Origin of the sequence: Bordetella tumbae, from assembly GCF_965139195.1 — a bacterium.
Taxonomy (GTDB): domain Bacteria; phylum Pseudomonadota; class Gammaproteobacteria; order Burkholderiales; family Burkholderiaceae_B; genus Bordetella_A; species Bordetella_A tumbae.
In genome coordinates, this window is record NZ_CBCSJH010000044.1 from 1 (window position 1) to 13,307 (window position 13,307).

The 13,307-nt window shown below is 58.7% G+C and carries 13 protein-coding genes and 1 pseudogene; 7 read left to right on the forward strand and 7 right to left on the reverse strand.

All coding sequences use genetic code 11. The features are described 5' to 3' along the window. Positions 1 to 88 precede the first annotated feature (88 nt). Positions 89 to 859 (reverse strand): class I SAM-dependent methyltransferase, encoded by a 771-nt coding sequence (locus tag ACNA0J_RS26270; RefSeq protein ID WP_415821842.1) that lies wholly within the window; start codon positions 857 to 859, stop codon positions 89 to 91. 99 nt (positions 860 to 958) lie between these two features. Between ACNA0J_RS26270 and ACNA0J_RS26275 the strand changes: the two genes are divergently transcribed. Beyond that, entirely contained in the window at positions 959 to 1,780 is an 822-nt protein-coding gene (locus ACNA0J_RS26275; protein WP_415821843.1) for a helix-turn-helix transcriptional regulator, read from the forward strand. A gap of 14 nt (positions 1,781 to 1,794) precedes the next feature. Here ACNA0J_RS26275 and ACNA0J_RS26280 read toward each other — a convergent pair. The 4 genes and pseudogenes from ACNA0J_RS26280 to ACNA0J_RS26295 all read right to left on the reverse strand — a co-directional run. Continuing rightward, on the reverse strand, positions 1,795 to 2,547 hold a 753-nt coding region (locus tag ACNA0J_RS26280; protein WP_415821844.1), incomplete at its 5' end, for an A/G-specific adenine glycosylase. Between the two features lies 1 nt (position 2,548). Then, a pseudogene (locus tag ACNA0J_RS26285) lies at positions 2,549 to 2,853 on the reverse strand (A/G-specific adenine glycosylase); the annotation flags it as partial. Positions 2,854 to 3,122: 269 nt separating this feature from the next. Further along, entirely contained in the window at positions 3,123 to 4,031 is a 909-nt protein-coding gene (locus ACNA0J_RS26290) for a cell division protein FtsX (protein ID WP_415821845.1), read from the reverse strand. Further along, the gene (locus ACNA0J_RS26295) at positions 4,028 to 4,696 is read right to left on the reverse strand and encodes a cell division ATP-binding protein FtsE (protein ID WP_415821875.1); all 669 of its coding nucleotides are present in this window, start codon (positions 4,694 to 4,696) and stop codon (positions 4,028 to 4,030) included. The genes ACNA0J_RS26290 and ACNA0J_RS26295 overlap by 4 nt, the downstream gene beginning before the upstream one ends. Positions 4,697 to 4,910: 214 nt before the next feature. Here ACNA0J_RS26295 and ACNA0J_RS26300 point away from each other — a divergent pair, with 214 nt between their 5' ends. The 4 genes from ACNA0J_RS26300 to ACNA0J_RS26315 all read left to right on the forward strand — a co-directional run bounded on the left by ACNA0J_RS26300 (position 4,911) and on the right by ACNA0J_RS26315 (position 9,149). After that, positions 4,911 to 5,927, forward strand: coding sequence for an amino acid ABC transporter substrate-binding protein (locus ACNA0J_RS26300; RefSeq protein ID WP_415821846.1), 1,017 nt, complete (start codon positions 4,911 to 4,913; stop codon positions 5,925 to 5,927). Positions 5,928 to 6,055: 128 nt separating this feature from the next. Next, complete coding sequence (locus ACNA0J_RS26305; RefSeq protein WP_415821847.1) at positions 6,056 to 7,246, forward strand: amino acid ABC transporter permease; 1,191 nt, start codon at positions 6,056 to 6,058, stop codon at positions 7,244 to 7,246. Between the two features lies 1 nt (position 7,247). Continuing rightward, positions 7,248 to 8,348: an amino acid ABC transporter permease gene (locus tag ACNA0J_RS26310; RefSeq protein ID WP_415821848.1), complete on the forward strand. Its 1,101-nt coding sequence runs from the start codon at positions 7,248 to 7,250 to the stop codon at positions 8,346 to 8,348. Between the two features lie 60 nt (positions 8,349 to 8,408). Further along, positions 8,409 to 9,149: an amino acid ABC transporter ATP-binding protein gene (locus ACNA0J_RS26315; protein ID WP_415808803.1), complete on the forward strand. Its 741-nt coding sequence runs from the start codon at positions 8,409 to 8,411 to the stop codon at positions 9,147 to 9,149. A 68-nt stretch (positions 9,150 to 9,217) separates the two neighbouring features. Here the strand turns inward: ACNA0J_RS26315 and ACNA0J_RS26320 are convergent, their stop codons facing one another. After that, positions 9,218 to 10,057, reverse strand: coding sequence for a tripartite tricarboxylate transporter substrate binding protein (locus tag ACNA0J_RS26320; protein ID WP_415821849.1), 840 nt, complete (start codon positions 10,055 to 10,057; stop codon positions 9,218 to 9,220). Between the two features lie 188 nt (positions 10,058 to 10,245). Continuing rightward, positions 10,246 to 11,349 carry a mandelate racemase/muconate lactonizing enzyme family protein gene (locus ACNA0J_RS26325; protein WP_415821850.1) on the reverse strand — a complete coding sequence of 368 codons (1,104 nt, stop codon included), beginning with the start codon at positions 11,347 to 11,349 and terminating at the stop codon, positions 10,246 to 10,248. Between the two features lie 219 nt (positions 11,350 to 11,568). Between ACNA0J_RS26325 and ACNA0J_RS26330 the strand changes: the two genes are divergently transcribed. Then, on the forward strand, positions 11,569 to 12,525 hold the full coding sequence (locus ACNA0J_RS26330) for an NAD(P)H-dependent flavin oxidoreductase (protein ID WP_415821851.1): 957 nt from the start codon (positions 11,569 to 11,571) through the stop codon (positions 12,523 to 12,525). 44 nt (positions 12,526 to 12,569) lie between these two features. Beyond that, positions 12,570 to 13,307, forward strand: coding sequence for an enoyl-CoA hydratase/isomerase family protein (locus ACNA0J_RS26335; RefSeq protein ID WP_415821852.1), 738 nt, complete (start codon positions 12,570 to 12,572; stop codon positions 13,305 to 13,307).

Below are 13,307 nucleotides of genomic sequence, written 5' to 3' on the forward strand. Positions count from 1 at the left end.
ACTTTGTGAAGCCCGGCCGGGCCGATTGCCTCGGCTCGACGACCAAAAGAACTCCAACCTCACGCAAAACACCACACCAGCAGCCCATTCACCCCTTACGCACCACCAACGTCGCCGTATCGCTAGTAAACGACCCATCACCCTGAATCTCAAAATGCTCACGCACCACATCCGGCGCAATCGCATGCAGGGCCCGCAATGCGGCCACGAGCGTCTCGGGTGTACGCATCCGTGCCACCCAGGACGAGAACTCCAGCGGCAAACGCCGCAATGTCGTGCTTTGCAGCGTAAAACCCGCCTGCGTCAGCAACGCAGACCATTCCGCGATCGAATAATTACGCACATGCGAAGTATCACGCAGCATTTCGAACGTTTGCAGCCACGTATCGAGTAATGCTTCGCCGGGCGAAACCACATCTGCAAAGGCTGCGATACCGCCGGGCTTCAATACGCGTCTTGCTTCGCGTATGGCTTGTCCGGGGTCCTGCCAATGGTGGGTCGAATAGCGGCACAGCAACAGATCGAACTGCTCATCGTCGAATGGCAGACGTTCCGCTTTGCCCTGACAGGTGTCCAGGTTGTGCAATCCGCGGCGGCCAGCTTCGGCGGCGACCACATCAAGCATCGCTTGGGACAGATCGTAAGCAGTGACGTGTTGAACCAAGGGGGCAACGAGAAAACTCACATGGCCGCCGCCACAACCCAGATCCAAGACACGAGCCGTTGGCTGCCCCCGAGCCAGGCTGGCCAGTTGTTGCAGGTCTTCGCCCTGCGCGTGAACCGAGCTGGTCAAATATGCGGCAGCTTGTGGACTGAACTGACGCTCGACAGCGGCGTCGTGAGAAGCAGAGAGGGTCATTAATGACTCCGAAAACGGCGTTGAGACAGATGGCATGACGTGCCAGGAGTTAAGATAAATGTCCGTTGATACGCGTACAAGACCATTACTTATCCTGGTATGAATGCTTCCCCCCAAGCCGGTTTGCCGGCATCACCTGACAGTTCGACCCGCCGCCGTCACGCCTTGGGCGAGTTCGTGCGCGCCGCACGGGCGCGGATTACGCCCCAGATGGCCGGGTTGCCAGAGGGGATGCGACGCCGCACACCTGGATTGCGACGCGAAGAGGTCGCGCAGTTATGCGGGATCAGCGTGACCTGGTACACCTGGATCGAACAGGGACGCGAAGTATCCGTGTCACCTGCCGTGTGGGCGCGGATTGCAGGCGTGCTGCAGTTGGCGCGCGCCGAGCGTGCGTACCTGTTCGAGTTGGCCGAGTGCGCGGATCCACAGCACCCGCGCGACGATGGCAGCGAGGCGCCGGGGCTGCTGCGTGAGTGCGTGGATGCAATCACCGCACCGGCTTATGTGCTCGATCGTGCATGGAATGTGTTGGTGCATAACGCATCGATGAGCGAACTGTTTGACGATTGGCCCATACGCGATCCTCAGCCGAATTTATTGCGTTATATCTTTCTCGATCCGGCCGCGCGTCAGTTGGTGGTGGATTGGGATCAACGCGCGCGCCGCGTCGTGGCCGAGTTCCGGGCCGATGCGGGTGCGCATCTGGATGAGCCGGATGTGTTGACGCTGCTCGATGAGCTGAATCGAGACAGCGACGTGTTTGCGCATTGGTGGACACGGCACGCCGTGGTGGAGCGCGAGGGCGGTCTACGCGAGTTTCAGCATCCGAGTCATGGCCGGCTGGCTTATCAGCAAACGACGTTTCGCTTGGCGACGCATCCGGATTTGAAATTGGTGATGTTGTTGAAGGGCGCGTGAGTAATCTGGAATTCCTACTCAGGCAAGCCTGCTTCCAGCAGCCCTTCCAACAGCTTGCGTATCGGTGCCGGCAGCGCCAGCGATGGCAGCTCCGCCAGGCTCGCCCAGCGCTGCGGCATCGTCGGCTCGGCTATGCTCGCAGCCTGGCTCACGGGCAGATACCACGGTTTGATATGCAATCGATAATGCGTAAACGTATGCGCAAACGCGGCCAGTTCGTATCGTTGGGTGGGCTCCAGACCCAATTGTCGTGCGGCCTGGGTCGGATCGGCGCCCACGTCGAATTCCGGCAAGCTCCACAGTCCACCCCAGATACCCGGCGACGGCCGTTGTTCCAGCAAAATTGCACCATCGCGTTGCAGTACCAGCATGCCGGTCTGGCGTTCGGGGATGGCTTTGCGGGCCTTGGGGGTGGGGAGTTCGCTCTGGCGCCCATCACGGCGCGCGATACAGGTCTCGGATACAGGGCAGCGTGTACAGTCGGGCTTGCCGCGCGTGCATAGTGTGGCGCCCAAGTCCATCAAGCCTTGGGTATAGGTCGCCATGTTCAGGCCGGGCGCCTCAGCGACTTGCGCATCTGCCAGTTCCCACAAACGCTGTTCGACTTCACGCCGTGTGGGCTCTCCCTCGACACCGAAATGCCGCGTGAATACACGCTTGACGTTACCGTCCAGGATGGGGGACCGCTCTCCATACGCAAAGGCTGCAATCGCGGCTGCCGTGGATCGGCCTATGCCCGGCAGCGTGGCGATCTGCTCGGCCGTGGGNGGAAAGCGTCCGCCCCAGTCGTTCATGATGGTTTGCGCGCAACGGTGCAGGTTGCGCGCGCGTGCGTAGTATCCGAGGCCCGCCCAATACGGCATGACCGCTTCCTGGTCGGCAGCCGCCAGCGTTGCAATGTCGGGGAACCGTTCCAGAAAACGCTGATAGTACGGAATGACCGTCGTGACCTGCGTTTGCTGCAGCATGATCTCTGACAGCCAGATCCGATACGGGTCTTGCGTATGTTGCCAGGGGAGTCCGTGGCGGCCGTGGCTAGCTTGCCAGGCGACGATGCGAAGGGCGAAATCCATAGCGCGGGATTATCGCACCCCGGGCCTGCCGAGCAGCGCCTTCGCCCACAAAGGCGCCGAAGCATGGGTACATAATTGGATGATTTAAAAAAAGGCCTGACTATATATACGAGTTATGTAGCCATGGTCATAGAACATTCGTCGCAACGAATCGCGCGAAACTTTTGTTGTCTCTATGTAACTGAAAATTAAAAATATGTGCCGAATTTCCCTGCCATGAGCGCGAAAAATCGGTCTCATGGCACGGCCGTCTTTTAATGTGTCCCCGATTAAAATCGAGTGCTACGGGTCACTGACCAGCGTGCCGCCAGTGCGCCCAGGATACCCGTGCCCACCACCGCAATCGCCAGTATCGGCAAACCCGGCAAATGCAGGGCAAAGTTTGCCCCATAACTACGGGCGAGCCCCACCAGCGCGTTATTCAGCGGAGTCAGGGCGGCGGCTGCCGCGCCTATGGCGATCAAGGCCGCCAACGCACCAGACAGGGCGCCCAGATACAGGAAGGGCCGGCGGACAAAGGACTCCGTAGCGCCCACCAGACGCGCCACAGCGATCTCCTCTCGTTGCAGCATGGCCTGCATGCGTACCGTATTGAAGACGGCTGCCAGCACAACTGCCGCGACACATGCCGCCAGGAATATCAGGCCCACGCGCGCAAAACGCAGAATGGCTTCCAGCCGCTGCACCCACGCGCTGTCCAACTGCACCATATCGACGTGTTCCCATTTTTGCCACGTATCGGCGAGCGTGTTGGCGCGCTCCGCGAGTTGCTCGCCCTCGGTCAGCGTGGCGACCACGGCATCCGGCAGCGGATTGCCAGGTAACACGGCCAGGGCTTGATCCCAAGTGGGATCGTTGCGCAACGAGGCCAGTGCTTCGTCGCGCGGCACGACACGTACTGCTTGCACCTGATCGGCATTGTCGTCGCGGATGCGTTGCGCAATCGCGGCGGCAGCGCCATCGGGGGCGGATGTCTTCAGGAACAACGTGACCTCTGGCGTCACCGACACTTGGCGGGCGACAGGCTGGGCAGAGACCAGAATCGCCGCTCCCAATAGCGGCAAGGCCAAGGCCAGAGCCATGACTACCAGATTCGCCAACGAGGAAAAAGGCTGCGCCGCCAATCGGCGCAAGGTGACTATCAGCGCATAGCGATGCAATCGCAACCAGGATTTCATTCGCGGGCTCCCGAATCAAAAAATTTGCCGGGTTCCAGCCGCAGGGTGCGGGTGGCGTATTGCGCCATCAGGGCCTGATCGTGTGAAGCAATCAGCGTCGTGACGCCGACGCGATTGAAGTCGCGAAACACATTCAGAATGCGTCGCGCCGTATCCTGGTCCAGGTTTGCCGTCGGTTCGTCCGCAATCAGAATCGCAGGCCGGTTCACGATAGCGCGCGCGATCGCCAGGCGTTGCTGTTCGCCGCCAGAGAGTTCGATCGGATTCATATCTTCTTTACCTGCCAGGCCGACCTTGTCCAGGGCGGCGCGGGCGCGCGCACTGGCAGGCCCGTGTGCCTGACCGGTGACTGCCAGGGGAAGCATGACGTTTTGCAGAGCGCTGCGATCAAACAGCAAGTGAGTGTCTTGCAGGATCACGCCCACGGCACGTCGCAGATAGGGCCGTGCGCGTGCCGAGAGCTGGTCCAGACGCTGGCCGTTGACCTGGATCGAGCCCCGGCTGGCAGGCTCCAGCCCGCCGATCAGTTTCAGCAAGGTGGATTTGCCCGCGCCCGACGCTCCTGAGACAAACAGGAACTCGCCGGCGGTTACGCGGAAATTGATGTCGGCCAGGATGTTACGGCCGCGCCCATACGATTTGAAAACGTGCTGGAATTCGATCATGGCGGCAAGAAAGGATGAAGCAGCAATAGTACCGTGTGTATTCCGGTTAGTGGGACGTGTCACGCTTGTTGCATATTTCTTGCGTCCCTTTTTTTTGCTCAACTTGTCGAGGGATTTCCCCCATGTCCCCGAATATCTCCAGCCGCTACCATCCCCGGCGATGCTTGAATTGCCGGATTACGTTGCAAGCAAGCGTTTCTTACAGGAGATCCAAATGAAAGCACTAAAATTAGCCGCGGTGGCTGCTGCATTATTAGCCACTGCGGCGACCGCGCATGCGGGGGCCACTTTTGATAGCGTCAAAAAGAAAGGTTTCGTCCAGTGCGGCGTGTCCACGGGGATTTCTGGTTTCTCCATGGCCGACAGCAAAGGGCAATGGCAAGGGATCGACATCGATATGTGCCGCGCCGTCGCAGCCACGATGTTCAATGACGCGACCAAATTCAAAGTCACCCCGCTGAATACGCAGCAGCGTTTTACTGCACTGCAGTCAGGCGAGGTCGATGTATTGACTCGTAATACGACGCAAACGCTGACGCGTGATACCACCCTGGGCCTGATTGGCGCTGGCGTGAACTACTACGACAGCCAAGGCGTGATGGTGTCCAAAGAACTGGGCGTCAAGAGCGCGAAAGAACTGAACGGCGCCACCGTTTGCGTTCAGCCTGGCACCACCACCGAGCTCAACCTGGCCGACTGGTTCCGTGGCGAAAAGATCGAGTTCAAACCGGTCGTGATCGACAAGTACGACGAAATCATCCGCGCTTTCTCGGCTGGCCGCTGCGACGCCTTCACGACCGACAAGTCGCAATTGGCATCGAGCCGCACCACGCTTGAAAAACCCGACAATTACGTCATCTTGCCGGAAGACTTCTCGAAAGAGCCGCTTGGTCCCATGGTGCGCCAGGGCGACGAGCAATGGTTCAACGTCGTTCGTTGGACGCTGAACGCCATGATCGAAGCCGAAGAGTATGGCATTACGTCCAAGAACGTCGACGAAATGACCAAGAATTCCAACCCCAATATTCAACGCATCCTGGGTGTGACCCCGGGCATGGGCAAGAACCTGGGTGTGGACGACAAGTGGGCCTACAACATCATCAAGCAAGTCGGTAACTACGGCGAAAGCTTTGAGCGCACGCTCGGGATGAACAGCCCCATGAAACTTGAACGCGGCTTGAATGCTTCGTACAAGAACGGCGGCATTATGTACGGTTGGCCGGTGCGCTAAGCATCGCTGCCGGGCAAGACGGGATCATCCCGTCTTGCCTTGATGTCCGCACGATGCGGACGGCAGGAGTGAGGTGGCCTGCGGCGGGTTCCAGGCCATTCCTGTTTTGACTTCTGTAGAAGCTTTTCATGACGACAAACAACCCAAAAGCTCCAGTGGCCGCGCCCAAGCGCCGCCTCAGCTGGAACGATCCCGGTGTGCGCGCCGTGGTCTATCAGGTTGTCGCGCTGGCCCTCGTTGCCTGGGCCGTGTGGTTCCTGGTCTCTAATACTCTGCATAATCTGCAGGTACGCAATATTTCAACTGGTTTTGGTTTTCTCGATCGAGAGGCTGGATTCGCGATCGGCGAGACTCCGGTCGCCTATAGTCCTGCAGACACGTATGGCCGCGCCATTTGGATAGGCCTGCTCAATACCCTGCGCGCTGCGGTGCTGGGCATTATCTTTGCGACAATTCTGGGCACGCTCATCGGCGTGGGCCGCTTGTCCAAAAACTGGTTGATCGCCAAAGTCTGCTCGGTCTATGTCGAGGTGATGCGTAACGTACCGCTGCTGTTGCAGCTGTTTTTCTGGTACGCGCTGATTACCGAAAACATGCCCGGTCCGCGCCAGGCATACAACCCATTGCCTGGGGTGTTTATTTCCAACCGTGGCCTGAAGGTGCCCGGTCTGGAAGGCAGCTCCATGGACTGGATACTCGGCGGTCTGGCACTGGCGATTGTCGGCACGATTCTGGTGGCGCACTGGGGCAAGAAACGCCAAGAGGCCACCGGCCGGATTTTCCCCTTGGGACGTGCCGCACTGGCACTGTTCATCGGCTTGCCGATACTGGGCTGGCTTGTCAGCGGCGCGTCGCTGTCATTGAATATGCCGGAGCTCAAGGGGTTCAACTTCAGCGGCGGCTTGACGCTGTCGCCTGAATTTGCCGCCTTGCTCGCGGGCCTGGTGATCTACACCGCTGCCTTTATCGCAGAAGTCGTGCGCTCGGGTATCCAGGCGGTGAACCATGGCCAGTGGGAGGCTGCCGGCTCGTTGGGCCTGCGCCGTTCCCGAGTGCTGCGTCTGGTGGTATTGCCGCAGGCGTTGCGCGTGATCATCCCGCCGATGACCAGCCAGTACCTGAACTTGACCAAGAACAGCTCGCTGGCCGTGGCAATCGGTTACCCGGATATCGTGTCGGTGGTCAACACTATGATGAATCAGACGGGCCAGGCGATCGAGGGCATCTTGATCATCATGGCGGCCTATCTGACGGTCAGCCTGTCGATCTCGATTTTCATGAACTGGTACAACAAGCGCATTGCGCTGGTGGAGCGTTGATATGAGTACGACTACGCCTATCCCCAGCGAAGGTCTGCCTCCGCCCAAAAACCAGGTGGGCCTGTGGCCTACGTGGAAAGAACGCCTGTTCTCGTCGCCCTTGAGCATCCTGGCCACCGTGTTGACGGCTTGGATACTGATCATGGCGGTGCCAGCGTTGGTCGATTGGGCATTCTTGCAGGCGGACTTCACCTCGTCGACTGCGCAGGAATGCCGCAAGGCCGCGGGCGCATGCTGGGCCTTCATTGCCGAAAAGCATCGGCTGATCCTGTTTGGCACCTATCCCTACGATGAACAATGGCGGCCTCTGATCGCCACCATCATCTTGATTGCTGTCATCGTGTGCAGCGGCTTGCGCCGTTTCTGGAACGCACGCCTGGCGCTGATCTGGGTGGTCGGCCTGACGGCTGTGGCGCTGCTGATGTGGGGCGGTGTGTTTGGGCTGACCTACGTCGAGAACTCGTTGTGGGGCGGCTTGCCGCTGACCTTGATCCTTTCGACTTTCGGTATTGCTTTTGCTTTCCCGCTGGGCGTGTTGCTGGCCCTGGGCCGCAAATCGAAAATGCCGGCCATCAAGGCCCTGTGCGTCGTGTACATCGAGTTGATTCGCGGCGTGCCGCTGATCAGCCTGTTGTTCATGTCTTCGGTCATGTTGCCGCTGTTCTTGCCGGTGGGCTTTTCCATCGACAAGTTGTTGCGTGCGCAGATTGCCATCATCATGTTCGCGGCAGCCTATATCGCCGAGACCGTGCGGGGCGGCTTGCAGGCCATTCCCAAGGGGCAATATGAGGGCGCCGACTCGCTGGGGCTGAACTACTGGCAGCAAATGCGCAAGATCATCTTGCCGCAGGCGTTGCGTATTGTGATTCCGCCTTTGGTCAGCATCTTTATCGCGTTGTTCAAAGACACGTCGTTGGTCGTGATCATCGGTATTTTCGATCTGACGCTGGCTGCCAAGGCTGCGCTGTCGGATGCGGCATGGCGCGGCTTCGGGATTGAGGCCTACGTATTCATATCACTGATCTATTTCGTGTTCTGCTTTTCGATGTCGAAATACAGTCAACGTCTGGAAACGCGTTTGGCGGCCGGACAGAAACGATAGCTGCCTGGCCCGAGACCGCTCACGGCGGCTCGGGCAGGCGCACCTTTTGGGAGTACAGGCATGAGTGATGCCATCATCCGCTTGCAGAACGTGAACAAGTGGTACGGTCAGTTCCACGTGCTGCGCAATATCAATCTGGATGTGACGCCAGGCGAACGTATTGTGATCTGCGGTCCGTCGGGCTCGGGTAAATCGACGATGATTCGCTGCATCAATCGTCTGGAAGAGCACCAGCAAGGTCAGATCATTGTCGATGGCACTGAGTTGACCAATGACCTGAAGCAGATCGAAACCATACGCCGCGATGTCGGCATGGTGTTTCAGCACTTCAATCTGTTTCCGCATTTGACTGTGCTGGAAAACCTGACGCTGGGTCCGACCTGGGTGCTCAAGAAATCACGTGCCGAGGCTGAGGCTACGGCCATGAAATATCTGGAGCGTGTTCGTATTCCGGAGCAGGCCAATAAGTATCCGGGTCAGCTTTCAGGCGGCCAGCAACAGCGTGTGGCGATTGCGCGTTCCTTGTGCATGAGCCCCAAGATCATGCTGTTTGATGAGCCGACTTCGGCGCTGGATCCGGAAATGGTGAAAGAGGTGCTGGATGTGATGGTGACGCTGGCTCAGGAAAGCGGCATGACCATGCTGTGCGTGACGCACGAAATGACGTTCGCGCGCAAGGTCGCTGATCGGGTCATCTTTATGGACCGTGGTGAAATCATCGAGCAGAATAGTCCGGATCAGTTCTTTGATAATCCGCAGAACGAGCGTACGCAGCATTTCTTGAGTCAGATTCTGCATTAATTGCTCGTCGCTGGCACGGGTGGTTTTAGTAGGTTTCGTACCACTTCAATCACCCCCAGCGCCTTTCTTCACTCCAACGTGATACGCGCCTTCTGACTCAGGTCACGCCATAATGCGATGTCCTTGTTCAGATAGGCTATGAATTCCTCGGGCGTACTGCCCACGAGTTCAACGGCATCGGCAGCCAGTCTTTCTTTCAAGGCCGGCGTATTGCAGGCTTGTATGATTTCGTCGTGCAGCCTGTCGATGATGACGGTTGGCGTTCCGGCCGCCACTGCGAATCCCCACCATCCCACGACGTCGTAACTCGAGTACCCAGATTCGGCAATCGTAGGGATATCGGGAAAGACGGGCGCCCGTTTTGCACTGGTCACCGCCAATACTTTTAATCGATCCGCCTGGATGGCCGCCGCTGCACCCGAGTAGGTGCTGAATGTGCATTGGACTTGACCGCCAATGATGTCATTGATCGCAGCGGCCGTGCCTTTGTATGGTACGTGCAGCATCTGGATGTCCGCCACGTTATTGAGCAGTTCTCCCATCAGGTGCGCATTACCACCAGTACCGGATGAGGCAAAGCTGATGGCGTCGGGGGCTTTCTTTGCGGCAGCTACTAGATCTTGTACGGAATTGATCGGTGAATCGTTGCTGACGACCAGCAAAAAGGGCGCCCGGGCAGCCAGGGTGATAAAGCTGAAATCCTTGACTGGGTCATAGGGCAAACGGCGTTGTAGCGCCGCATTGATGGCATGCGCGGCGGGGACTTGCAGCAGCGTGTAGCCATCCGGGTCGGATTTGGCGACAAATTGCGTGCCGATCAGGGTATTGCCGCCGGGTTTGTTCTCTACGATGACAGCCTTGCCCATCGATGCGGTCAAACGTTCGCCAATGGCGCGCCAGCACATCATTGATTGCGCCAGGTGGATAAGGAACAACGATGCGCAGCGCACGCGAGGGATAGGGCTCTCTTGCCCAACTGGATTTGCCAGCGATGGCCGGCGCCATGGACAGCGCGGCCAGTCCTTGCAGCAGGCTGCGTCGCTTTCTGCTGCCTATTTTTTTGGTGATCATCTCCCATCTCCTGTGTATTTAGCTGCTATCGGGCACGCAGGCTGACGCCACTGCCATGGCTGTCCGAGACCAGAACGTGACCGTCCTGAGCGTCGAATCCGGCAAATGGGTCGTCCAGCAAATGTTCGGATTCGGCAATCTCGGCTCCGCCTTCTATGGATTGCAGACCAGCGGCCAGATGGGCCGCCTGAGCCGATGCCAGGCGAGGGCCGAAAATGGCGCCGAGCCGGCACTGAACACCTGCCGCTTCGCACAGCCGTGCGGCAGTCAGCGTGTTGCGCAGGCCGCCCATATAAGGCACCTTCAAGTTGTACGAGTGCGCAGCCCCCATGGCGATGAGTTCGACCAAACCACGCAACGAGCCGATGGCTTCATCGGCTTCGATACGCATCACGCCGCTTTGTGTAATACGCCGCAGGCCATCGCGGTCTGCGGCGGGCACAGGCTGTTCCATGAGCGTGACCTGTTGTTCGGACAAGGCACGGCAGACCTCGATTGCGGTGTCGGCGTCGTAAGCCTGATTGGCATCAACAGTGAGCAACAAGTCGGCCCCTACGGCTGCGCGAACGGCGCGTACGCGAGCAATGTCGGTGTCAGCTTCGCCATTGAGCTTGAGTTTCAGGCCGAGATATCCCTGGCTTTGCAATTGCAGGGCTTCGGTTGCCATGAGCTCTGGTGACTTGATCGGAATCAGTCTGGTGGCCGGGATGCGATGGCGGACTGTGCCTCCCAATAGCGCATGCAAGGGCACCCTCAGACAACGTGCGGCCAGTTCCAATGCGGCGGAGGTGATGCCTGACTGAATGCAAGGCAGGTCGCGGCAGGATTCTGCCAGTACTGCATGCAACTGTTGTTGGTCCAGCGGGCGATGCCCTACGACGAGCGGTAATGCCGCTTTGAGCGCGCTTTCTGTGCGGGCTGCATCCGGATTGGCTATCGGGGTGGTGAGTACATGTCCCCAGCCTTGTTCTCCTGAACGCGATGTGAGGGTCACGATCCAGCCTAGGATCTGCGGGATGCCTCCTCGGGAGAATCTCCACGAGGGATCTTCCTGGCGTTGCAAGCATGGAGTGTATGTGGCCGACTCAATGATCATCGATTCGCCAGGGGCGGGGCTAGGGGCATTCATGATGAGGTTCCAGGGCCTTGTGAGGGTGTGGAAAACTTTGTTTTTTGTTTTCTCTATAAAGTTGATTTTATCCACTAATTAGTTTCACATGTCAATCAATTATGGTTTTTTCATTGGCAAGTATGGATAGAAAAATTCAAATTATTTTTCAGGCTTGATCTTGTTGTGATTTTTAAAGTAGTTTAAATTATCAACTAGTTTTGGTCTGGCGAAATTTTCATGGCTACCCGTATTACGAATTTGTTAGGTATCAGGCACCCCATCGTGCAGGCAGGGATGAGCTGGGCGTCGTCAAATGTTGCGTTGCCCGCTGCCGTGTCCAATGCCGGTGCGCTCGGAGTGCTAGCTGCGGGGCCGCTGCGGGTAGACGATTTCAGCCGTACGTTGGACGCTCTGGCGGCGGCGACTGACAAGCCGTATGCGGTCAATATTCCGCTGTATCGACCTCAGGCTGCCGAGCTACTGGATGCCATGGCTGCGCGCCGTGTGCCCGTGGTGATTGCTTCTCAGGGCGGCCCGAAAGCGCATTTGCCGCGATTCCGGGAATACGGTGCGGTGTGGATTCAAGTGGTGTCGACGCTCGAGCATGCCAAAAAGGCGGCCGATGCGGGCGTCGATGCCTTGGTGGTTGTAGGCGGCGAGGCGGGCGGACATCCGCCGGCCAATGAGGTCAGTACGCTCGTCACTGTGCGCCGCGTCCTGCAAGAGGTCTCCGTTCCCGTTATCGCGGGTGGAGGCGTTGCCGACGGCTGGGGCATTGCGGCGTTGCTCGCGTTAGGGGCCGACGCCGTGCAGTTGGGGACGAGGTTTCTGCTCACGCAGGAGGCCGGCGTACACGAACGCTACAAAGCGGCCGTACTGGCAGCCGACGTGCATGACACCGCACTGATCGGACGCAGAGGCCTGCCCGTCAGAGGAATACGCAACGCCTTTGCACAAGCGGTATTCGACGCCGAACGCGAACAGATGCCTCAAGAAAACTACGACGCGCTATTCAAGAAAAGCACGCTCAAGCAGGCGGCCCTGGATGGCGACATCGAATGGGGAAAGGTCGAGCTCGGACAGTCGGCCGGCCTCATTTCCAGTATTCGACCGGCCGCCGAGGTGGTCGAGCAATTGGCTCAAGAGCTCAGGCAGGCCACTGCCCGGCTGCACGAGATGGATCTGAGGGGCTGACGGCATGTCAGGCCTTTCTTGTTGATAACACGAGATACCAAACCATGATGGAACACCTGCTCATCGAAGACCGCGGCGCAGTTCGCATTTTGACGATGAATCGTCCGGAAAAACATAACGCCTTGAATACGGCATTGACGCAGGCATTGCTGGATAGCCTGCGCGCGGCAGATAGCGACCCTGCCATCAATGCGGTGGTGCTGACGGGTGCCGGAAAATCGTTCTGCGCCGGCGCGGACACGACCGAGTTTTCGGCACTGACACCAGAGGACCCTCAGGCCGTGACCGCGCGCGCGGATTTGACTACGGCACTGCATCTCGTTTTCTCGCAGATGAACAAACCCGTCATTTCGGCTGTGCGCGGCAACGCATTGGGTGGCGGCGCAGGCCTCGCCATCGCCTGCGATCTCTCAGTGATGTCCGAGACTGTGCGATTCGGTTATCCGGAACTGAAGCATGGCATTGTGGCTGCCGTGGTGATGGCGAATCTGGTCCGGCAGGTCGGGCGTAAACAGGCTTTCGAATTGGTGGCTTTAGCCGAGCCGCTGGATGGCCATGCTGCGAAAGCGATGGGGCTATGCAATCGCGTGGTTCCTGATGCACAGGTGCTCGATGTGGCTTTGGCATTGGCCAGCACGATCGCCGGCTGGAGCCCCATCGCCATGGCAACGACCAAACGGAGCTTTCACCGGGTGGCCGATCTGGCGCTGGCGCCGGCACTGGAGATCGGGCGCGACGCCAACGTGATGATGCGAGGCTTTCGCAAGGCCAAGGGGGCGTGA